The 22,035-nt window shown below is 66.0% G+C and carries 17 protein-coding genes; 14 read left to right on the top strand and 3 right to left on the bottom strand.

Translation table 11 applies throughout. The annotated features are described in order from the left end of the window. Window positions 1–33: 33 nt before the first annotated feature. A complete protein-coding gene (metG, locus tag CBY09_RS19750) occupies window positions 34–2,124 on the bottom strand; it encodes a methionine--tRNA ligase (RefSeq protein ID WP_094291283.1) in 2,091 nt (696 codons plus the stop codon). 174 nt (window positions 2,125–2,298) lie between these two features. Here metG and CBY09_RS19745 point away from each other — a divergent pair, with 174 nt between their 5' ends. Next, window positions 2,299–3,417, top strand: coding sequence for an SMP-30/gluconolactonase/LRE family protein (locus CBY09_RS19745; protein ID WP_165773951.1), 1,119 nt, complete (start codon window positions 2,299–2,301; stop codon window positions 3,415–3,417). Between the two features lie 3 nt (window positions 3,418–3,420). On the opposite strand, the gene CBY09_RS19740 is transcribed toward CBY09_RS19745, so the two are convergent. Then, window positions 3,421–4,701, bottom strand: coding sequence for a patatin-like phospholipase family protein (locus CBY09_RS19740; protein ID WP_094291282.1), 1,281 nt, complete (start codon window positions 4,699–4,701; stop codon window positions 3,421–3,423). A 105-nt stretch (window positions 4,702–4,806) separates the two neighbouring features. Next, complete coding sequence (locus CBY09_RS19735) at window positions 4,807–5,376, bottom strand: restriction endonuclease (protein WP_094291486.1); 570 nt, start codon at window positions 5,374–5,376, stop codon at window positions 4,807–4,809. A gap of 121 nt (window positions 5,377–5,497) precedes the next feature. On the opposite strand from CBY09_RS19735, the gene apbC reads away from it, so the two are divergent. The 13 genes from apbC to CBY09_RS19670 all read left to right on the top strand — a co-directional run bounded on the left by apbC (window position 5,498) and on the right by CBY09_RS19670 (window position 22,024). Then, window positions 5,498–6,589 (top strand): iron-sulfur cluster carrier protein ApbC, encoded by a 1,092-nt coding sequence (gene apbC, locus CBY09_RS19730; protein WP_094291281.1) that lies wholly within the window; start codon window positions 5,498–5,500, stop codon window positions 6,587–6,589. Between the two features lie 34 nt (window positions 6,590–6,623). Then, window positions 6,624–7,580 (top strand): LysR family transcriptional regulator, encoded by a 957-nt coding sequence (locus CBY09_RS19725; protein WP_094291280.1) that lies wholly within the window; start codon window positions 6,624–6,626, stop codon window positions 7,578–7,580. Between the two features lie 193 nt (window positions 7,581–7,773). Further along, window positions 7,774–9,672 carry an NAD(P)H-dependent oxidoreductase subunit E gene (locus CBY09_RS19720; RefSeq protein WP_094291279.1) on the top strand — a complete coding sequence of 633 codons (1,899 nt, stop codon included), beginning with the start codon at window positions 7,774–7,776 and terminating at the stop codon, window positions 9,670–9,672. After that, window positions 9,669–12,554 carry a formate dehydrogenase subunit alpha gene (gene fdhF / locus CBY09_RS19715; protein ID WP_094291278.1) on the top strand — a complete coding sequence of 962 codons (2,886 nt, stop codon included), beginning with the start codon at window positions 9,669–9,671 and terminating at the stop codon, window positions 12,552–12,554. The genes CBY09_RS19720 and fdhF overlap by 4 nt, the downstream gene beginning before the upstream one ends. Before the next feature lie 67 nt (window positions 12,555–12,621). Further along, window positions 12,622–13,179, top strand: a complete 558-nt coding sequence (locus tag CBY09_RS19710) for a DUF3305 domain-containing protein (protein ID WP_094291277.1) — start codon at window positions 12,622–12,624, stop codon at window positions 13,177–13,179. Then, window positions 13,172–13,918 carry a DUF3306 domain-containing protein gene (locus CBY09_RS19705; protein ID WP_094291485.1) on the top strand — a complete coding sequence of 249 codons (747 nt, stop codon included), beginning with the start codon at window positions 13,172–13,174 and terminating at the stop codon, window positions 13,916–13,918. Before CBY09_RS19710 ends, CBY09_RS19705 begins: the two co-directional genes overlap by 8 nt. Then, a complete protein-coding gene (locus CBY09_RS19700; protein WP_094291276.1) occupies window positions 13,878–15,947 on the top strand; it encodes a 4Fe-4S binding protein in 2,070 nt (689 codons plus the stop codon). The genes CBY09_RS19705 and CBY09_RS19700 overlap by 41 nt, the downstream gene beginning before the upstream one ends. Continuing rightward, a complete protein-coding gene (locus tag CBY09_RS19695) occupies window positions 15,944–16,579 on the top strand; it encodes a TorD/DmsD family molecular chaperone (protein ID WP_094291275.1) in 636 nt (211 codons plus the stop codon). Before CBY09_RS19700 ends, CBY09_RS19695 begins: the two co-directional genes overlap by 4 nt. Before the next feature lie 159 nt (window positions 16,580–16,738). Next, window positions 16,739–16,948, top strand: coding sequence for a twin-arginine translocation signal domain-containing protein (locus CBY09_RS19690; RefSeq protein ID WP_094291484.1), 210 nt, complete (start codon window positions 16,739–16,741; stop codon window positions 16,946–16,948). 12 nt (window positions 16,949–16,960) lie between these two features. Then, a complete protein-coding gene (locus CBY09_RS19685) occupies window positions 16,961–19,930 on the top strand; it encodes a formate dehydrogenase subunit alpha (protein ID WP_094291274.1) in 2,970 nt (989 codons plus the stop codon). A gap of 23 nt (window positions 19,931–19,953) precedes the next feature. Then, window positions 19,954–20,571: a formate dehydrogenase FDH3 subunit beta gene (gene fdh3B, locus CBY09_RS19680; protein ID WP_094291273.1), complete on the top strand. Its 618-nt coding sequence runs from the start codon at window positions 19,954–19,956 to the stop codon at window positions 20,569–20,571. Continuing rightward, window positions 20,568–20,807 carry a hypothetical protein gene (locus tag CBY09_RS19675; RefSeq protein ID WP_094291272.1) on the top strand — a complete coding sequence of 80 codons (240 nt, stop codon included), beginning with the start codon at window positions 20,568–20,570 and terminating at the stop codon, window positions 20,805–20,807. The genes fdh3B and CBY09_RS19675 overlap by 4 nt, the downstream gene beginning before the upstream one ends. 8 nt (window positions 20,808–20,815) lie before the next feature. Then, on the top strand, window positions 20,816–22,024 hold the full coding sequence (locus CBY09_RS19670) for a formate dehydrogenase subunit gamma (protein ID WP_094291271.1): 1,209 nt from the start codon (window positions 20,816–20,818) through the stop codon (window positions 22,022–22,024). The last annotated feature ends 11 nt before the right edge of the window (window positions 22,025–22,035 follow it).

The raw sequence follows: 22,035 nt of genomic DNA, 5'->3' as shown, positions 1-22,035 counted from the left end.
GCAACGACGCCAGAAGCGTTTTGTTAGCCGCTCTTAGCGCACCCGCATGCCTGGGGTGGCGCCCGGCCAGGGGTTGAGCACGTAGATGCCGGGGTTGGCTTTTTCGTCCCCATGGCTGGCGGCCAGCACCATGCCTTCGGAGACGCCAAACTTCATCTTGCGCGGCGCCAGGTTGGCCACCATCACGGTGTGCTTACCCACCAGGTCTGCGGGCTTATAGGCGCTGGCGATACCTGAGAAGACATTGCGCGTGCGGCCTTCGCCCACGTCCAGCGTCAGGCGCAGCAGTTTGGTGGAGCCTTCGACCGGCTCGCAGTTCACGATCAGTGCGATGCGCAGGTCGATCTTGGTGAAGTCGTCGATGGTGATGGTGGGGGCCAGCTCTTCGCCGCCAGGTGCTGCTACGGTTTCTGTAGCTGTTTGGGCTTGTGCAGCGGGCGCAGGGGGCTCAAACAATGCCTCAAGCTGCTCGGGCGTCACGCGCTGCATCAGGTGCTGGTAGGGCTGGATGGCCTGCACGTCGCCCACCGCGTTCCACTGCTGCATGTTCACCCCCACAAAGCCTTGCACGGCCTGGGCCAGGCCCGGTAGCACCGGGGCCAGGTAGCGGGTGAGCGTGGCAAAGGCGTTGACCAGCACCGAGCACACCTGGTGCAGGGCCTCGTTGTTGGCCGCGTCCTTGGCCAGGTCCCAGGGCTTGTTCTGGTCCACATAGGCGTTGACCTTGTCGGCCAGCAGCATGATCTCGCGCGTGGCCTTGCTGTACTCGCGGGTTTCGTACATCTGCGCGATGGCGTCGCTGGCGCCGCGCACATCGGCCAGCAGGTCTGTGCCTGTGGCACCAAAGTGGCTGGTCAGCTTGCCCTCAAAGCGCTTGGTCAAGAACCCCGCCGCGCGGCTGGCGATGTTCACGTACTTGCCGATCAGGTCGCTGTTCACCCGCAGCATGAAGTCTTCGGCATTGAAGTCGATGTCTTCATTGCGCGCGCTCAGCTTTGCGGCCAGGTAGTAGCGCAGCCACTCGGCGTTCATGCCCAGGCTCAGGTACTTGAGCGGGTCCAGGCCCGTGCCCCGGCTCTTGCTCATCTTCTCGCCGTTGTTCACCGTGAGGAAGCCGTGCACGAACACGTTGTTGGGCGTCTTGCGGCCGCTGAAGTGCAGCATGGCGGGCCAGAACAGCGTGTGGAAGGTGACGATGTCCTTGCCGATGAAGTGGTACTGCTCCATCGCCGGGTCGGCCATGTAGGCATCGTAGCTCTCGCCGCGCTTTTCCAGCAGGTTCTTCAGCGATGCCAGGTAGCCCACAGGCGCATCGAGCCATACGTAGAAGTATTTGCCCGGCGCGTCGGGGATCTCGATGCCGAAGTAGGGCGCGTCGCGGCTGATGTCCCAGTCGCCCAGGCCTTCGCTGGTGGTGCCGTCGGGGTTGGTGCGGACGGTGAACCACTCCTTGATTTTGTTGGCCACCTCGGGCTGCAGCTTGCCGTCCTGCGTCCAGTTCTGCAGAAACTCCACGCAGCGTGGGTCCGAGAGCTTGAAGAAGAAGTGTTCGGAGTGCTTCAGTTCGGGTTTGGCGCCCGAGAGCGTGGAGTAGGGGTTGATCAGGTCCGTGGGCGCGTACACGGTGCCGCACACCTCGCAGTTGTCGCCGTACTGGTCCTTGGCGTGGCACTTGGGGCATTCGCCCTTGATGTAGCGGTCGGGCAGGAACATGTTCTTCTCAGGGTCGAAGAACTGCTCGATGGTGCGCACTTCGATCAGGCTGCCGTCGGCGCGGTCGCGCAGGTCGCGGTAGATCTGGCGGGCCAGCTCGTGGTTTTCGGGTGCGTCGGTGCTGTGCCAGTTGTCAAAGCTGATGTGAAAGCCGTCCAGGTACTGCTTGCGGCCTGCGGCGATGTCGGCCACGAACTGCTGGGGCGTCTTGCCTGCCTTTTCGGCGGCAATCATGATGGGTGCGCCGTGGGTGTCGTCGGCACCCACAAAATTCACCGCGTTGCCCTGCATGCGCTGGAACCGCACCCAGATGTCGGCCTGGATGTATTCCATGATGTGGCCGATGTGGAAGTTGCCGTTGGCGTACGGCAGGGCGGTGGTAACGAAGAGTTTGCGAGCGGATGACGTCATGAAAAGCGGCTTTCTCAGGCGGAACCCGCGATTTTAGGCGGTCGGCAGTATCCCTGGCCGTGGCGTGCGCTGTGCAGGCCTCTCCACGTCGCGCAGGTGCCAATCTGGGCGTGCGTGTTGGCCCCTGATGGCGCCACAATGCCCCGCATTCCAACCATCAACAGGAGACAACACATGGCGAGCACATGGGCAAAACGGGTGGGGTGGGGCGTGGGTGGTGCCGTGGTGGCGGTGGCCGCGTACCTGGCGGCATGGCCCGTGCCCATTCAGCCGGTGGCATGGACTGCGCCTGCCGCGCCCGGCTACCAGGGCGTGCACGCCCCCAACCAGCGCCTGGCCCGGCTGAACATCATCGACCTGAAAGGCGAGGTGGGTCCGGAGCACATTGCATTCGGCAAGGACGGCAAGCTCTACACCACCGTGCTCAGCGGCAACATCCTGCGCATGAACCCCGACGGCTCGGGCCAGGAGGTGTTTGCCAACACCGGCGGGCGGGTGCTGGGGTTTGACTTTGATGCGGCGGGCAACCTGATTGCGGCCGATGCCATCAAGGGCCTGCTGTCCATCGCGCCGGATGGCAAGGTTACTGTGCTGGCCGACAAGGTGGGCGGCGACCCCATCCGCTATGCCGACGCCGTGGTGGTGGCCCAGAACGGCAAGATGTACCTGAGCGACGCCTCTACCCGCTTTGCCCCCAAGGACTGGGGCGGTACGTTTGAAGCCAGCGTGCTCGACATCCTGGAGCAGGCCAGCACCGGCCGGGTGATCGAATACGACCCCACTACCCGCACCACGCGCGTGGTGGCGCGGGGCATCAGCTTTGCCAACGGCGTGGCGCTGAGCCAGGACGAAAAGCACCTGTTCGTCAACGAAACCGGCAAATACCGGGTGTGGAAGATTGCGGTGGATGCGAATGACCTCGACATCGGCCAGCCAGGCTCCCAGGCCCGCGTGCTGCTGGACAACCTGCCCGGCTACCCCGACAACCTGATGCGCGGGCAGGGCGGCAAGGTGTGGCTGGGTTTTGCCAAGCCGCGTGGGGCGGCCATCGACAACATGGCAGGCAAGCCCTGGCTGCGCAGCCTGACCCTGCGCCTGCCGCGTGCGCTGTGGCCCATTCCCCAGCCCTACGGCCATGTGATCGCGTTCACTGACGATGGCAAGGTGGTGGCCGACTTGCAGGACCCGAGCGGTGCCTACCCCGAGACCACGGCCATCACCGAGACCGCCGACCGGCTGTATGTGCAGAGCCTGCACGCACATGGCCTGGGCTGGTTGCCCAACAAGCCTTAGGGCTCAATCACGGGGCGCCTCGGGCGGCTCCCCGTGGTGCCTGGTCTGTACCTCGGCGCCCGTGTCCGTCCAGCCAAAGAACTTGCACACCTCGGCCCGCATGGCCAGGGTGTCGGCCCGGCCCAAGGCCATCAGCTCCTGGGTGTAGCCGGATTCGAACAGCAGGTAGCTGGCCAGCGCCGCGCCGCGCACATCGGCCATGTTGGATGTGACGCCCAGGGCGCCCAGCATGGTCCGCACGGGCCCCGGCAAGTCGCCCACATGGCGTGCGGCCACGGCGTCCAGGCGCTGTGACGGGGCGATCACCAGTAGCTCGATGGGGCGCAGCGCGCTGTGCAGGCGCTTTTCTTCGGGGATGAGCGACAGGGTCTGGTTGATGCGCTGCACGCGCTCCACGTCCACGGCCAGCGCATCCAGAAAGATGTTGGACAGCGCATGCCCCGCAATCTGCGCCAGCGTGGGGTAGGTGGCCGTGGGGTTGGCGGCGGCGTCGCCCTTGGGCTCGTGCATGCGGCCCGCACCGATCACCAGGATGCGTTCGGCCCCCAGGTGGATGGCCGGGGCGATGGGCGCCGACTGGCGCATGGAGCCATCGCCAAAGTATTCGATGTGGTCATCGACCTCGATGCCCTTGGCCGGAAAGATGAACGGGATGGCCGAGGACGCGAGCAGGTGTTCGTGCGTGATGCGGTCGCTGGCCGCCTTGCGCTGCGAGCGCACCCAGGGTTTGACGGGCGTGGCGGCTTCGAAAAAGGTGACATGTTCGCCTGAGCTGTAGCTGGACGCCGTCACGGCCAGGGCGGTGAGGTGGCCCTTGCGGATCAGCCGGGGCAGGCGCACCAGCGGCACCATCTTGACCAGCAGCTTCTCCAGCGGTGTGTTGTCCAGCAGCGACTTGGGCCGCATGCGCCGCCAGCGCGCCAGCGCCCAGCCCAGCGATACCAGCGTGAGCCAGCGCGCACCGCTGCGCATCACGCTCAGCGAATCGGCGCCATACACCTGGCTGGCATGGAACTGCCGCCACACGCGCGCGATGCGGCGCACGGCGCGGTCAAAGTGGTCAGCCCCGCAGGCCAGCGCGGCGGCATTGATGGCCCCGGCCGAGGTGCCGGTGATGATGGGAAAGGGGTTGGGGCCATCGCCTTCGCCGCAGGCCAGGCGCAGGTCGGCAATCGCCTCCAGCACCCCCACCTGGTAGGCAGCGCGGGCGCCGCCGCCGGTCAGCAGCAGGCCGGTGGCGGGGATGGAGGGCGCTGCGCCCGGGGTGTCCGAAGAAGGGGGCATGAAGACTGGAATGAAGCGGGATGCGGGCCGATGCCCTGAGTGTGGAGGGGCACCCCACGCGTTTCATGTGGGAAAACCCGCATGGAGCAACACCTTCCCAGCCGCTCAGCGCTTGAGCAGCAACTGCGCCACCGCGTCGCCCTGCAGCACCACGATGCCGTGGTCGCGGGCGTAGATGCGGGCGTTGTCGCTCACCTGCCCCAGCGCCGCCACATACACACCCGCCGAGGCGTCGGCCGCCACCATGGCCGCCTGCAGCTCGCGCAGGGGCTCCACGCCGTGGGTCGCGGCCTTCCAGCGTTTGGCGCTGACCAGGGTGGTCTTGCCGCCCAGGGTCAGGCGCATGTCGGCGGCGTTGTTGCCGCCCGTGCCCAGACGCTCCACGGTGTAGCCCGCGCGCTCCCAGGCGGTGGCCAGGGTGTCGGCAAAGCTGCGCCAGGGCATGCTGGCCACGGCGTCGAGCATTTCGGCCACCTTGGCGGGGTTGGGGGCGCGCAATTGCTTCCAGGCGGCCATGCAGCCCACCACAAAGATGGGGAAACCCGCCAGCGCGCCCACCACAAAGTATTCCTTGGGCAAAAACGCCCCGGCCGCCAGCGTGATGAGGCCCACCACCACAAAGCTGATCCACCACGGCGAGCGCAGCAGCACGGCAAACAGGGAGTTTTCGGACATCTTGAATTTCACGGGAGGCCTTTTTGGGAGAGTGCGACGATGCAATGCGGTGCGCATTGTCCTTCAGCGCCAGGGGGCGGGAGCTTGGGAATAGACTACTGGCCCCACAGGAGTTAATTGAATGGCAGTCACCGAACAGGGCCTATTGGCCGCTCTCTCCAGCGTGCTGGACCCCCACACAGGCAAGGATTTTGTCAGCACCCGCGCCCTGCGCAATGTGCAGATCACCGGTGGCGACGTGGCCTTCGACGTGGAGCTGGGCTACCCCGCCAAGAGCCTGGTGCCCGAGCTGCGCCGCAGCCTGGTGGCCGCTGCCAAGGGGGTGGCGGGGGTGGACAACGTGTCCGTCAACATCACCACTAAGGTCATCGCCCATGCCGTGCAGCGCGGCGTGCAGCTGCTGCCTCAGGTCAAGAACATCATCGCCGTGGCGTCTGGCAAGGGCGGGGTGGGCAAGAGCACCACGGCCGCCAACCTGGCCCTGGCCCTGGCGGCCGAAGGCGCCAGCGTGGGCGTGCTCGACGCCGACATCTACGGCCCCAGCCAGCCCATGATGCTGGGCATCAACCGCCGCCCCGAAAGCGAAGACGGCAAAACCATGGAGCCGCTGGAGAACTACGGCGTGCAGGTCATGTCCATCGGCTTTTTGGTGGACCAAGACGAAGCCATGATCTGGCGCGGCCCCATGGCCACCCAGGCGCTGGAGCAACTGCTGCGCCAGACCAACTGGAAAGACCTGGACTACCTCATCATCGACATGCCCCCCGGCACGGGCGACATCCAGCTCACGCTGAGCCAGCGCGTGCCCATGACCGGCGCCGTCATCGTCACCACCCCGCAGGACATCGCCCTGCTGGACGCCAAGAAGGGCATCAAGATGTTCGAAAAGGTGGGCGTACCCATCCTCGGAATCGTCGAGAACATGGCCGCCCACGTGTGCAGCAACTGTGGCCATGTGGAGCACATCTTTGGCGCCGATGGCGGCAAGAAGATGGCCGCCGACTACGGCATGGACTACCTGGGCGCGTTGCCGCTGAACATGAGCATCCGCCTGCAGGCCGACAGCGGCAAGCCCACCGTGGTGGCAGACCCCGACGGTGAAGTTGCGGCCATCTACAAGAAGGTGGCGCGCGACGTGGCGGTGAAGATCGCCCAGCAGGCCAAGGACTTCTCCAGCAAGTTCCCCACCATCTCGATCAGCAAGAACACCTGATCCTCCCGAGCCGCCTGAGCCGCCCCTACGCGCCATGAACCTGCTCGCGTCCCTGCGCTACCTGGTGGCGCTGCACGAGCACCGGCACTTTGGCCGGGCGGCGCAGGCCTGCCACATCACGCAGCCGGCCCTCTCTAACGCGCTGCGTGCGCTGGAAAAGGAGTTTGGCGTGGTGGTGGTGCGCCGGGGGCGCAGCTTCGAGGGCTTCACCCCTGAGGGCGAGCGCGTGCTGGCCACCGCCCAGCGCATGCTGCACGAGCACCAGGTGCTGCAGCAGGACCTGAGCAGCGACGCCGCCCACCCGCGCGGCACGCTGCGCCTGGGCGCTGTGCCCACGGCCATGCCCATCCTCGCGCGGTTTGCGGCGCATCTTCAGGCGCGGCACCCGGGCATCGTGCCGGTGGCGCTGTCGATGAGCTCGCAGGCGCTGGAGGCGGGGCTGGAAAACATTTCGCTGGACCTGGCGCTGGGCTACACCGAACGCATGCCCGCACGCGGCGGCCCGCTGCGGGCCTGGCCGCAGTATGTGGAGCACTACTTTCTGCTGCGCCGCGCGCCCCGGCCGCCCAAAGGTGCAGCGCGCGGGCTGCAGATCGGCCCGCCCATGGCCTGGGCCGATGCGGCGGCGCTGCCGCTGTGCCTGCTCACCCCCGAGATGCACAACCGCAGCCTGGTCGATGGCGCCTTCCGCGCTGCAGGCGCCATGGTCATGCCCGCCATGGAAACCGATTCGGTGCTGACATTGGCGCTGAGCGTGGTGGCGGGCAACGTATGCAGCGTGCTGCCCGGCGCACTGGTCGATGCCGTGCGCGGCCATGACGGGCTGGAGGCGCTGCCGCTAACGGGCCCGGTGCTGACCACGCCCATCGGATTCATGTCGCACCGGCAGGTGCAGCCCACGCGCGCCCTCGATGCGGCACTGGCGCTGGCGCAGGACCCTGACTGGCTGCAGCACGCCGCAGCGCACAGTGGGCTTCTGGTCGCTGATTGAGCAATCACCGCACGGGTTGCGGTGTTTGATTCACAGACCGCTGATAACGCGGCTGTTTCATTTGTTTTTGTGATCGCCCCATGTGCATCGGCAATTTGACGCCGCCAGCACCCCTGGCCCACACTGCGGCGGCCCGGGCACCCTATGCAGGTGCCTGCATACAACCCGATCAATGCCCCCACGCCCCCGGTCCATGCATCTTGCCCCCGAAGCCCCCACCGTCGCCGCTGTGTCGGTCAACGACATGCGCGAGCGCATCCGCCGCAAAAGCCGCCTCAAGGGCCGCCAGCCCGAAGACGCAGCCATGGCCGAGGTGGCGCAGCTGCTGGGCCCGCGCCCGGCCACCGGTTTTCGGCGCGATCTGCTCATTGAATACCTGCACCGCCTGAACGACCACTTTGGCGTGCTGCACGACCGGCACCTGGTGGCGCTCGCCAAGCAGATGAACCTGCCGATGGCCGAGGTGTATGAGGTGGCGAGCTTCTACCACCACTTCGAGATCGTGCGCGGCGAGGAAGCCCAGGCGCCGCGCCTGGTGCTGCGCGTATGCGACAGCCTGAGCTGCAGCATGGCCGGCGCGCGCGAGCTGCTGGCTGCGCTGCCCGGGCGCCTGAAGGCCGCGGGGCAAGGCGACGTGCAAGTGCAGGCGGTGCCCTGCGTGGGCCGCTGTGAACAAGCGCCCGTGGCCGTGGTGCACCAGTGCCCCGTGCCGCACGCCACCGTGGACGCGGTGCTGGACACCGTGAATTCAAAGCCCAATCGGACTCTGGCGCTTCATCCACAAGCGCCAGAAGCTATCAATTTTGAAGTGGCTGGCCTGGCTGGACGGAGCGTTCCCGCGCAGCCGGACGGCGTCAGCCCCGCACACACCGACCTGGCCACCTACCGCGCCCATGGCGGCTACCAGACGGCTGCCGCGCTGGTCAACGGCGAGATGGATGCCGAGGCCGTGCTCGCGGCGATGGAGGATTCAGGACTGCGCGGTTTGGGGGGCGCTGGCTTCCCCGCCGGGCGCAAGTGGCGCATCGTGCGCGACCAGGCGGCGCCACGCCTGATGGCCGTCAACATCGACGAGGGCGAGCCCGGCACCTTCAAGGACCGCACCTACCTGGAGCGCGACCCGCACCGTTTTCTGGAAGGCGTGCTCATTGCCGCCCAGGTCGTGGGCACCGAGGCCATCTATATCTACCTGCGCGACGAATACCACGGCTGCCGTGCGCTGTTGCAGCGGGCTTTGGATGACCTGCGTGCCGAGCCGCCGTGCCCCTTGCCCCACATCGAGCTGCGGCGCGGCGCGGGTGCCTACATCTGCGGCGAAGAGTCAGCCATGATCGAGAGCATCGAAGGCAAGCGTGGCGAACCCCGCATGCGCCCGCCCTACATCGCGCAGGTGGGGCTGTTTGGCCGCCCCACGCTGGAGCACAACTTTGAAACCCTGTACTGGGTGCGTGACATCGTGGAGCGTGGCCCGCAGTGGTTTGCCAGCTTTGGCCGCCACGGCCGCAAGGGCCTGCGCAGCTTCAGCGTGAGTGGCAGGGTCAAGCACCCCGGCGTCAAGCTCGCACCTGCGGGCATCACTCTGCAGGAACTCATCGACGAATACTGCGGCGGCATGCTGGAAGGCCACCAGCTCTATGCCTACCTGCCCGGCGGCGCCTCGGGCGGCATCTTGCCTTCCAGCCTCAACCAGATTCCGCTCGACTTCGACACGCTGCAGCCTTACGGCTGCTTCATCGGCTCGGCCGCCGTCATCGTGCTCAGCCAGCACGATCGCGCGCGCGAAGCGGCGCTGAACGTGATGCGCTTTTTTGAACACGAGAGCTGCGGCCAGTGCACACCCTGCCGCGTGGGCACGGCCAAGGCGGCCACGCTGATGCAGGCACCGCAGTGGGACGAAGAACTGCTGGACGACCTGGCGCAGGTGATGGGCGATGCCTCCATCTGCGGGCTGGGCCAGGCTGCGCCCAACCCCATCCGCTGCATCCACAAGTACTTTGCCCACGAGGTGGGCGAGGGCCCCTGGCCGGGCGACCTGCCCAAGCCGCGCAACAGCCCGCTGGCGGAGCAACTGCCCCAAGGAGGCCAGCCATGAGCGCGCTGCCCCACACTCCAAGCGTGGCCTTTGAGCTGGACGGCCAGCCCGTCACCGCCCAACCTGGCGAAACCATCCTCAAAGCCGCGCAGCGCCACGGCGTGGAGATTCCGCACCTCTGCTACACCGATGGCCTGCGCCCCGACGGCAACTGCCGCGCCTGCGTGGTCGAGATCGCGGGCGAGCGCACGCTGGCCCCCAGCTGCTGCCGCGCGCCCACCGAAGGCATGAAAGTGCAGGCGGCCAGCCCCCGCGCCCGCAAAAGCCAGCAGATGGTGGTGGAGATGCTGCTGTCTGACATGCCGGACGTGGGCTATCAATGGAACGATAACGAACCAGATACTCCTGAATTGATAGCTGTTGGCGCATGTGCATCTAGCGCTATAGGCGAATTTGATTCAAAAAATGCCCCAGCGGTAGGGCAGCACGGTGAACTGAGCGCCTGGGCTGATCGCTTGGGCGTTTCGGTGCGCCCGACCCTCAAAGCCCTGCGCCGCGAGCAACCCGCGCCTGACCTCAGCCACCCCGCCATGGCCGTGAACCTGGACGCCTGCATCCAGTGCAACCGCTGCGTGCGCGCCTGCCGCGAAGAGCAGGTGAACGACGTGATCGGCTACGCGCTGCGCGGCGCGGAGAGCAAGATCGTCTTCGACCTCGACGACCCCATGGCCGAGAGCACCTGTGTGGCCTGCGGCGAATGCGTGCAGGCCTGCCCCACGGGCGCGCTCAGCCCCAAGACGCACATCGGCTCCCAAAAGGTGGACCGCAAGGTCGATTCGGTCTGCCCCTTCTGCGGCGTGGGCTGCCTCATCACCTACAACGTGCGCGATGAAAAGATCATCAGTGTGGAAGGCCGCGACGGCCCGGCCAACCACGGCCGCCTGTGCGTGAAGGGCCGCTTTGGCTTTGACTACGCTCACCACCCCGACCGCCTCACGGTGCCGCTGATCCGCAAGCCCGGTGTGCCCAAGGAGGTACGGCCCTATGGCGCTGACTGGCGCGATACCTTCCGCGAAGCGACCTGGGACGAGGCGCTGGACCTGGCCGCAGGCCGGCTCAAGACCCTGCGCGACACGCACGGCCGCAAGGCGCTGGCGGGCTTTGGTTCGGCCAAGGGCAGCAACGAAGAGGCCTACCTGTTCCAGAAGCTGGTGCGCACCGGCTTTGGCAGCAACAACGTGGACCACTGCACGCGGCTGTGCCATGCCTCCAGCGTGGCTGCGCTACTCGAAGGCGTGGGCTCGGGCGCAGTGAGCAACCCGGTGAACGACGTGGAACATGCCGAGCTGATCTTTGTGATCGGCTCCAACCCCACGGCCAACCACCCCGTGGCCGCGACCTGGCTGAAGAACGCCGCCCAGCGCGGGGCCAGAATCGTGCTGGCCGACCCGCGCGTGACGGACATCGGCCGCCACGCGTGGCGCACGCTGCAGTTCAAGGCCGACACCGACGTGGCCATGCTCAACGCATTGATCCACACGGTGATCGATGAGGGGCTGGTGGACGAAGCTTTCATCAAGGACCGCGCCAACAACTTCGAGGCGCTCAAGGCCAACGTGATGGGCTGCAGCCCCGAGGCCATGGCGCCCGTGTGCGGCATCCCGGCCGAGACGCTGCGCGAGGTGGCGCGGGCGTTTGCTACGGCGAAGGCATCGATGATCCTCTGGGGCATGGGCGTGAGCCAGCACGTGCACGGCACCGACAATGCGCGCTGCCTGATCGCGCTGTGCGCCGTCACGGGCCAGATCGGCAAGCCCGGCTCGGGCCTGCACCCGCTGCGCGGTCAGAACAACGTGCAGGGCGCAAGCGACGCGGGCCTGATCCCCATGATGTTCCCCAACTACCAGCGCGTGGACAACGCCGGGGCGCATGCGTGGTTTGAAAACTTCTGGGGCACCAAGCTCGATGAAGCGCCGGGCTACACGGTGGTCGAGATCATGCACAAGGCCCTGGCGCCGGACAGCGACCCGCACAAGGTGCGCGGCATGTACATCATGGGCGAGAACCCGGCCATGAGCGACCCGGACCTGAACCATGCGCGCCACGCGCTGGGGAGCCTCTCGCACCTGGTGGTGCAGGACATCTTCCTGACCGAAACCGCGTGGCTGGCCGACGTGGTGTTGCCCGCCAGCGCCTGGCCCGAAAAGACCGGCACCGCCAGCAACACCGACCGCATGGTGCAGATGGGCCGCCGCGCGCTGAACCCGCCGGGTGACGCGCGCCCGGACCTGTGGATCATTCAGCAGATCGCGCAGCGCATGGGACTGGGCTGGAACTACGAAGGGGAAGAATCCGGCGTGGCCGCCGTGTACGACGAAATGCGCCAGGCCATGCACGCGAGTATCGAGGGCATCACTTGGGACCGGCTGGAGCGCGACTCCAGCGTGACCTACCCCTGCCTCACGCCCGATGACCCCGGCCAGCCCATTGTCTTCATCGACAAATTCCCCACGCCCACAGGTCGCCTGCAGCTGGTGCCCGCCAGCGTGATCCCGGCGGCCGAAAAGCCCGACGCCGACTTTCCGCTCGTGCTCATCACCGGCCGCCAACTGGAGCATTGGCACACCGGCAGCATGACGCGGCGCAGTACCGTGCTCGACGCCATCGAGCCCATGGCCACGGCATCGCTGCATGGCGACGAACTGGCGCGGCTTGGGGTGGCGCCCGGGTCGCTGGTGGGCATCCGCTCGCGGCGCGGTAGGGTGCAGGTGCGTGTGCGCCGCGACGACGGCACGCCGCGCGGCACGGTGTTCATGCCGTTTGCGTACGCGGAGGCAGCAGCCAATCTGCTGACCAATGCGGCGCTGGACCCGTTTGGCAAGATCCCTGAGTTCAAATATTGCGCCGTGGCCGTGGAGCGGCTGGAAGTCGCTGCAAGCTGACGGTGCGCAAGGGGGCTTTACGGGCATTGCCGCCGATGGCGCGACTCCGGGGGTACAGTCAGCGCCCATGACAGAGCGCCCCTACACCGACGTTGCCGTGATCATGCGGTGCGAACACATCGACAACCGCTGGCAGCCCTGGCGGTGGTCGCTGGCCGAGGTGGTGGTCCACGAACCCACCTTCGGCAGCGAACCCCGGCCGCTGATCCAGGACGAGCGCGAGCAGCGCTGGTTGTTCCCCGGCTTTCGCGTGGAGCTGTTCCGCGACGACGCCGAGGGTTACCACCTCAACCTCACTTCTCCGGCCCCCTGCTGGTTTGTGATGTGGCGCTGCGATGAAGACACAGGCACCGGTGCTATCCCCCTGGCCCGCCCCGTGGCGGTGAGCCTGAGCTATCACGACGCTGGCCGCTGGCTGGACGCGCAGGAAACGGTCGAGCAGGTGCCTGCCGACCCCGAGGTGGTGGAGGCGCTGCGTGCCTTTGTGGCCGAGCATTACCAGCCCGAGCCCAAGCGCCGCAAGCGTCCGGACAGCTTCCGCACCTTGCAGGACCGCTTTGGCAACCCGGCCTCGGTGTCCACGGAGAAGCTCCGTGGTGGAGGCGGAGGGGGCGGCCATGGCTGATGGATTCCTTGGGCGCTGGTCGCGCCGCAAGCAGGATGTGCAGGCGGGCAAGCCTGTTCAGGACCCTCCGTCGCCTGCACGCACCCCTGCACCGCAGATAGCGCCTCCAAGCCCGTCGCCAGCGCCAGTGTCTGCGGTTGCACCAGCTGCCCCCGTCACCCCGGCACCCGATGCGCCACCACCGCCCACGCTGGCGGATGCCGAGGCGCTCACCCCCGCATCGGACTTCAAACCATTCGTGTCCCGCGCGGTGTCGCCCGAGGTGCGCAACCTGGCCATGAAGAAGCTGTTTGCCGACCCGCACTTCAATGTGATGGACGGTCTGGACATCTACGTCGGCGACTACACCCAGCCCGACCCGCTGCCCGCGGGCATGCTGCGCAAGATGGCCAGCGCACATGCGCTCGGCTTCTTTGACCACGAGAAAAAGGCATCGGCCGCTGCACCCGGTCTGCCGGGCGAACAGGCGCCGGATGCGGCTGCTGTGGCCCCAATATCCCCGCCGGCCAGTCAGCCTCGGGATGATGCGGAGGCGCAAGGCCCCGCAGACGTGGCACAGTCCCGGGTATGCAACGCTGTTCCTAGCGTTTCTTCCAGCGAGCCTGAGGTGGCCCCGCGCCCTGCCCAGGATGCGGTGGTCACGCCAGCCAGCCATACCCACAATGACCACGACGCTCATTTGCGACTGCAACCAGACGATGCCCCTCAACGCCAAGGCGTTGGGCGAGGCACTGCATGAAGACCTGACCCTCCACTCCACCCTGTGCCGCCGCGACGCTGGGGCGTTTCAGAAAGCAATCCAGTCCGGGCAGGAGGTGGTGGTGGCCTGCACCCAGGAGCAGCGCCTGTTTGCCGACCTTGGTCAGCAGACCGAAGGTGCGGTCTCGCCCATCCGGTTTGTGAACATTCGCGAGACTGGTGGCTGGAGCCGCGACGCCGCCAAGGCCAGCCCGAAGGTCGCTGCATTGTTGGCCGCAGCCCATCTGCCGGAGCCCGAGCCGGTACCCACCGTCACCTACAAAAGCACAGGCCGCTTGCTCATCATCGGCCCGCTGGACCAGGCCGAGCAGGCCGCCGCGCTGGTGTCGGATGTGCTGGATGTGACCCTTTTCACCCAGGGCCCCGGCAATGCGGGTGGCGCGCAGGCGCGGCGCTACCCCGTGCTGGGCGGGCGCATCACGGGCCTCACGGGCTGGTTGGGCGCGTTCGAGCTGCAGTGGTCGGCCGACAACCCCATCGACCTGGACCTGTGCACCCGCTGCAACGCCTGCGTGGCGGCTTGTCCCGAGAACGCCATCGGCCTGGATTACCAGATCGACCTGGCCGCCTGCCAGTCACACCGCGCCTGCGTCAAGGTGTGCCAGGTGGCAGGTGCCATCGACTTCACCCGCGATGCCACAGCGCAGACCGAGCGTTTTGACCTAGTGCTGGACCTGCGTTCGCCCACCGCCACGCCCACCTTCCTGCAGCACGCGCTGCCGCAGGGTTACCTGCGCTGGGACGGTCGAGACCTGGGCACGCTGCTCAAGCTGCGCGAACTGGTGGGCGAGTTCGAGAAGCCCAAGTTTTTTGCCTACAAACAAAAGTTGTGTGCTCACAGCCGCAACGCCACCGTGGGCTGCAACGCCTGCGTGGACATCTGCTCCGCCGAAGCCATCAGCAGCGACAAGGGCCGCCAGCAAATCAAGGTGAACCCCAACCTGTGTGTGGGCTGCGGTGCCTGCACCACCGTGTGCCCCACCGGCGCGCTGACGTATGCCTACCCCCGTGCGACAGAGCAGGGCACCAAGCTCAAGACGCTGCTGTCCACCTACGCGGCTGCCGGTGGCAAGGATGCGGTGCTGCTGCTGCACAGCCAGGAGCGCGGCCAGGCGCTGGTGGAGGAGCTGGGGCGTGCTGCCCAGCTGAAGCTGGCGCAGGGCGTGCCTGCCAACGTGATCCCGGTGGCACTGTGGCACACGGCCAGCACGGGGGTAGACCTGTGGCTGAGTGCCATCGCCTACGGCGCCTCGCAGGTCGTGGTGCTCTGCACCGACGAAGAAGCGCCGCAATATCTCGACGGCCTTCAGGCCCAGATGGACGTTGCGCAGGCCATCCTGCGAGGGCTGGGGTACACCGGCACCCATGTGCAGTTGCTGCGTGCCACGCATCCCACAGAGTTAGACGCCGCATTGCAAGGGCTGGGCCAGACGCGTCAGAAGACACCCGCCGTGGCCGCACGTTTTGCGGTGGCCCAAGAGAAGCGCAGCACGCTGGAGATGGCACTTGACCACCTCATCGAGCAGGCCCCCATGCCCGTGGCCGAACGGCCTGCGGCCATCGCCTTGCCCGCCGTGGGGTCACCCCTGGGCACCATCGAGGTCAACAAGGACCGCTGCACCCTGTGCCTGAGCTGTGTGAGCGCCTGCCCCGCCAGTGCGCTGCAGGACAACCCGCAGCTGCCGCAATTGCGCTTCATCGAAAAGAACTGCGTGCAGTGTGGCCTGTGCGCCACCACCTGCCCGGAAGACGCCATCACCCTGCAGCCGCGCCTGCTGCTCACACCCGAGCGCGCGCAGCTGTGTGTGCTCAACGAAGCCAAGCCCTGGGCCTGTGTGCGCTGCAGCAAGCCTTTTGGCACGGTGAAGGCCATCGAGGCCATGCTGGGCAAGCTCTCGGGCCACCCCATGTTCCAGGGAGAGGCGCTGGAGCGCCTGAAGATGTGCAGCGACTGCCGCGTGATTGATCTGTATTCCGCACAAAACGAGACGAAAGTGACCGACCTGTGAGCGCATCCTCTGCTTCTTTGACATCCCCGGGCAGCAGCTCCGCGCTGGACGAGGAAACCGCGCGGGCCGAACTCTATGGGTTGTTGTCGCAGCTGTACTACGCGGCGCCCAGCCCCGAGCTGATGTCGGCCCTGCGCGTTGCGGTGACCGAGGCACCTGCCGATGGTGGCTTTTTGCAGGAGCCCTGGCAGCAGCTGGTGGGTGCGGCACGCGCGCAGGATGATGCGGCCATTGCGCAAGAGTTTGACCGCCTGTTTGGCGGCGTCGGCAAGCCCGAGGTGTACCTGTATGGATCGCACTACCTGAGCGGCTTCTTGAATGAAAAACCCCTGGCCCGCCTGCGCACCGACCTGGACCGCCTGGGCCTGGCGCGCGACGACGCCATGCCAGAGACCGAGGACCACATCGCCTACCTGTGCGAGGTGATGCGTTATCTGATCGCGGGGGATGACGTAGCTGTCTGCAACCTGACGGCCCAGCGCGACTTTTTTGCAACGCATTTGCAGCCCTGGCTTCCGCAGCTTTGTGATGTGTTAGCAGCCCATCCGCAGGCGCGCTTTTATGCAGCGCTGGCCCAGTTCACGCGGGCCTTTGCGTCCGTGGAGGCACAGGGCTTCGACATGCTCGATTGATCTGTGGGAGGCCGCAGCGTGCCTGTGGTCAGCGCTACAAAAGATGAGTGCTTTAGTGGGGGGTGTAAAGCTGGATTGCAGTGTTTTACACACTGACATAGACTGTATGAATAGCTTTTCATAGCCTCCCCATTGCTGCCAGCCATTCTGGAGACAACCATGCAGAACCGCCAGCCGAATCCCTCACGCCGCAGCTTCTTTGCCGGCGCCGCCACCGCAGGGGCTGCAGCAGCAGCCGTGGTGGCACTTCCCCATGTGGCTCCGTCCGAATCTGTGGTCTCTGATGCGCCCCGCCCCGCGCCCGAAAAGGGCGGTGGCTACCACCTGTCTGCGCATGTGAAGCAGTACTACAAGACCACCCAACTCTGACCGGGGCCTGCCATGTTGCTGACCAAGAAGACCTCTCACGCCGCGCAGAGCACCAGTGCCTCTGCATCGCCTTTTGTTCACAGCCTGCGCCGGGGCCTGTCCCAGGCTCTGCCCACCATGGACCGGCGCTCGTTCCTGCGCCGCTCCGGCCTGGGGGTGGGTGTCGGCATTGCCGCGTCACAACTCACGTTGGTCAAGAAGTCCAACGCCGCCGAAGGCGCCAAGGTCGCCATCGGTGACAGCAAGATCGAAGTGCGCCGCACGGTGTGCACCCACTGCTCGGTGGGTTGCGCGGTCGATGCCGTGGTTGAGAACGGTGTATGGGTGCGGCAAGAGCCCGTGTTCGACTCGCCCATCAACCTGGGCGCCCACTGCGCCAAGGGTGCGGCCCTGCGTGAGCATGGCCACGGCGAATACCGCCTGCGCTACCCCATGAAGCTGGTCAATGGCAAGTACGAGCGCATCAGCTGGGACACGGCGCTGAACGAAATCACCGCCAAGATGAAAGAGTTGCGTGCAGCCAGCGGCCCAGACAGTGTTTACTTTGTCGGCTCGTCCAAGCACAACAACGAGCAGGCCTACCTGCTGCGCAAGTTCGTGAGCTTCTGGGGCACCAACAACTGCGACCACCAGGCGCGCATCTGCCACTCCACCACCGTGGCGGGCGTGGCCAACACATGGGGCTACGGCGCCATGACCAATTCGTACAACGACATGCAGAACAGCAAGGTCGCCCTGTACATTGGCTCCAACGCGGCTGAGGCCCACCCGGTGAGCATGCTGCACATGCTGCACGCCAAGGAAACCGGCTGCAAGATGATCGTGGTGGACCCGCGTTTCACCCGCACCGCAGCCAAGGCCGACGAGTATGTGCGCATCCGCTCGGGCACTGACATTCCCTTCCTTTTCGGCCTGCTGTACCACATCTTCAAGAACGGTTGGGAAGACAAGAAGTACATCCACGACCGTGTGTATGGCATGGAGAAGGTGCGCGAAGAAGTGCTGGCCAAGTGGACGCCCGACAAGGTGGAAGAGGCCTGCGGCGTCAAGGAAGACCAGATGTTCAAGGTCGCCAAGATGCTGCACGACAACAACCCCGGCACCATCGTGTGGTGCATGGGCCAGACGCAGCACACCATCGGCAATGCCATGGTCCGTGCCTCGTGCATCCTGCAACTGGCGCTGGGCAATGTGGGCAAGACCGGCGGCGGCACCAACATCTTCCGTGGCCACGACAACGTGCAGGGCGCGACCGACGTGGGCCCCAACCCCGATTCGCTGCCGGGCTACTACGGCCTGGCCGAAGGCTCGTGGAAGCACTTCGCGGCCGTGTGGGGTGTGGACTTTGAATGGATCAAGAAGCAGTACGCCTCGCCCGCGATGATGACCAAGAGCGGCATCACCGTGTCGCGCTGGATCGACGGTGTGCTGGAGAAGAACGAGCTGATCGACCAGGACTCCAACCTGCGCGGCGTGTTCTTCTGGGGCCATGCGCCCAACTCGCAGACCCGTGGCCTGGAAATGAAGCGGGCCATGGACAAGCTGGATCTGCTGGTGGTGGTGGACCCGTACCCATCGGCCACCGCCGCCATGGCCGCCATGCCCGGCAAGGCCGAAGACCTGAATCCCAACCGCGCGGTGTACCTGCTGCCTGCTGCGACGCAGTTCGAGACCAGTGGCTCGTGCACGGCCTCCAACCGCTCCATCCAGTGGCGTGAGAAGGTCATCGAGCCGCTGTGGGAGAGCCGTTCGGACCACATGATCATGCACCAGTTCGCCGAAAAGCTGGGCTTTGCGGCCGAGCTGTCCAAGAACTACAAGATGCAGAAGGTCAAGGGCATGGACGAGCCCGTGGTCGAAGACATCCTGCGCGAAATCAACAAGTCGGTCTGGACCATTGGCTACACCGGCCAAAGCCCCGAGCGCCTGAAGGCCCACATGCGGAACATGCATTTGTTCGACGTGAAGACCCTCAAGTCCAAGGGCGGCAAGGACAAGGAAACCGGCTACGACTTTGGTGGCGACTACTTCGGTCTGCCCTGGCCTTGCTACGGCACGCCCGAACTCAAGCACCCCGGCTCGCCCAACCTGTACGACACCTCCAAGCATGTGATGGAGGGTGGCGGTAACTTCCGCGCCAACTTCGGTGTGGAAAAGGACGGCGTCAACCTTCTGGCCGAGGATGGCTCGCACTCCGTGGGCTGCGAGATCACCACGGGCTACCCCGAGTTCGACCATGTGTTGCTGAAAAAGCTGGGCTGGTGGGACGACCTGAGCGATGCCGAGAAGGCCAAGGCCGAAGGCAAGAACTGGAAGACCGACCCCACGGGCGCGATCATCCGCGTGGCCCTCAAGCATGGTTGCCATCCGTTTGGCAACGCCAAGGCGCGTGCCGTGGTGTGGAACTTCCCCGATGCGATTCCGCAGCACCGTGAGCCGCTGTACGGCACCCGGCCGGACCTCATGGCCAAGTACCCCACCCACGACGACAGGAAAGCTTTCTGGCGCCTGCCCACGCTGTACAAGAGCGTGCAGGAGAAGAACGTGGCCGACAAGGTGCACGAGAAGTTCCCGCTCATCATGAGTTCGGGCCGCCTAGTCGAGTACGAAGGCGGCGGCGAGGAGACCCGCTCCAACCCCTGGCTGGCCGAACTGCAGCAGGAGTCGTTTGTCGAGATCAACCCCAAGACCGCTGCCGACCGGGGCATCCGCAACGGCGAGCGTGTGTGGCTTAGCTCGCCCACGGGCGCGCGGCTCAATGTGCAGGCGCTGGTCACCGAGCGCGTGGCCCCCGATACGGTGTGGATGCCGTTCCACTTCTCGGGCCGCTGGCAGGGTGCGGACATGCTGGCGTACTACCCCAAGGGCGCGGCGCCTGTGGTGCGCGGCGAGGCCGTCAACACCGCAACGACGTATGGCTACGACAGCGTGACCATGATGCAAGAAACCAAGACCACGATCTGCAACGTGGAACGCGCCTGATCGCGCCACGCAAGGAGACACACATGGCACGAATGAAATTCATCTGTGACGCAGAGCGCTGCATCGAGTGCAACGGCTGCGTGACCGCCTGCAAAAACGAACACGAGGTGCCCTGGGGCGTGAACCGCCGGCGTGTGGTCACGCTCAACGACGGTGTGCCGGGCGAAAAATCCATCTCGGTGGCCTGCATGCACTGCAGCGATGCACCTTGCATGGCGGTCTGCCCCGTCAACTGCTTCTACCGCACCGAAGAAGGTGTGGTGCTGCATGACAAGGACGTGTGCATTGGCTGCGGCTACTGCAGCTATGCCTGCCCGTTTGGCGCGCCGCAGTTCCCGTCGCAGGGCACTTTCGGCGTGCGCGGCAAGATGGACAAGTGCACCTTCTGCGCTGGTGGCCCCGAGGCCCATGGCAGCCAGGCCGAGTTTGAAAAGTACGGCCGCAACCGGCTGGCCGAAGGCAAGCTGCCGGCCTGCGCAGAAATGTGCTCGACCAAGGCGCTGCTGGCCGGGGATGGCGATGTGGTGGCAGACATCTTCCGCAACCGTGTGGTACAGCGTGGCAAGGGCGCTGAAGTGTGGGGCTGGGGCACGGCCTACGGTTCGCAACAAGCAGGCCAGCCTGCAGGGGGCAAGTCATGATTCAGCGCCTGCATCTCATTGTCATCACCGCCCTGGCCGCAGGCGCCTTGGCTGCCTGTGGCGAAAAACCGCAGACCGGCGCAGGCATCCGCAGCGATGCCGCACCCTATGCAGGCACCGGCAGCAACTTCACCGAACCGGGCTGGAAGGCGGGTGACAAAGCCAGTTGGGAAGCCCAGCTGAAGGCCCGCCAGCAGTACGGCCAGAACGAGTACACCCGCAGCCAAACGAAGTGAGGCCCACCATGAAACACATCGTGTGGTCCTTGGCCCTGGTGGCGGGTCTGGCCGGGTTGTCAGGTGGTGCTGCGTTTGCGCAGCAGGCGCCAGCGGCTGCGGCCCCTGCTGCAGCCCCTGCGCCCGGTGGCATCCAGAGCCAGAACATCTTCGAAGTCAAACCCGACGCCAGCGCCGACCCCAAGTATGCCGAGCAGACCAACGGCGAGCGCGCCAAGGTGCAGCCCGGCAACAACGCGCCCATGTGGCGCCAGGTGGGGCAGGGCGTGACGGGCTACAGCAGCTTGCCCACAACCCAGGCGCCCGAGGCGGGCAACCTGATCCAGCCGTTTGTGCAGTACCCCGGCTCGCGCGTTACCAACGCGGGCGAGGCCTGGCGCCAGGTGCGCAACCACTGGATCATTCCTTACGGCGCTGCACTGTTTGCCATCGTGCTGCTGGCCCTGGGCATCTTCTACTTTGTGAAGGGCCCGCTGGGGCATGAGCACCCCGACGGCACCGGTCCCCGCCGCATCGAGCGTTTCACCCCGTTCGAGCGCGCGGCCCACTGGGCCAATGCGTTTGCCTTCATCGCGCTGGCCATCTCCGGCATCGTGATGGCGTTTGGCAAGTTCTTCCTGCTGCCCATCCTGGGGAGCACGCTGTTTGGCTGGTTGACCTATGCGCTCAAGAACGTGCACAACTTCGTGGGCCCGCTGTTTGCCGTGTCGCTGCTGGTGATCATCCTCACCTTCATCAAGGACAACATCGCCAACCGCGCCGACTTTGTCTGGCTGGCCAAGGGCGGTGGAATGCTGGGCAAGGGCGACCACGAAGTGCCTTCACACCGTTTCAATGCGGGCGAGAAGGGCCTGTTCTGGTGGGGCATCACCATCCCCGGCATCTTTGTTGTGGCCACGGGCCTGGTGCTCGACAAGCTCATTCCCGGCTTTGGCGACGTGCGTGGCGACATGCAGATCGCCCACATGATCCACGCAACCCTGGCCATCTGGATGATGGCGTTGATCTGTGGCCACATCTACATGGGCACGGTGGGCATGAAGGGCGCCTACAAGGCCATGCGCACCGGCTACGTGAGCGAAGGCTGGGCCAAGGAGCACCATGAGCTTTGGTACGACGACGTGCAGGCGGGCAAGATCCCGCGCCAGCGCAGCGCCAGCCAGCCAGCGGCCGATGCCGTCACAGCATCTGCGGGCCAGCAGCCCGCGCAGGTATGAGGACCCGCACC

It is taken from the genome of Acidovorax kalamii, assembly GCF_002245625.1.
Classification (GTDB): Bacteria; Pseudomonadota; Gammaproteobacteria; order Burkholderiales; family Burkholderiaceae_C; genus Acidovorax; species Acidovorax kalamii.
This window is presented reverse-complemented; position numbering and strand designations above follow the sequence as displayed.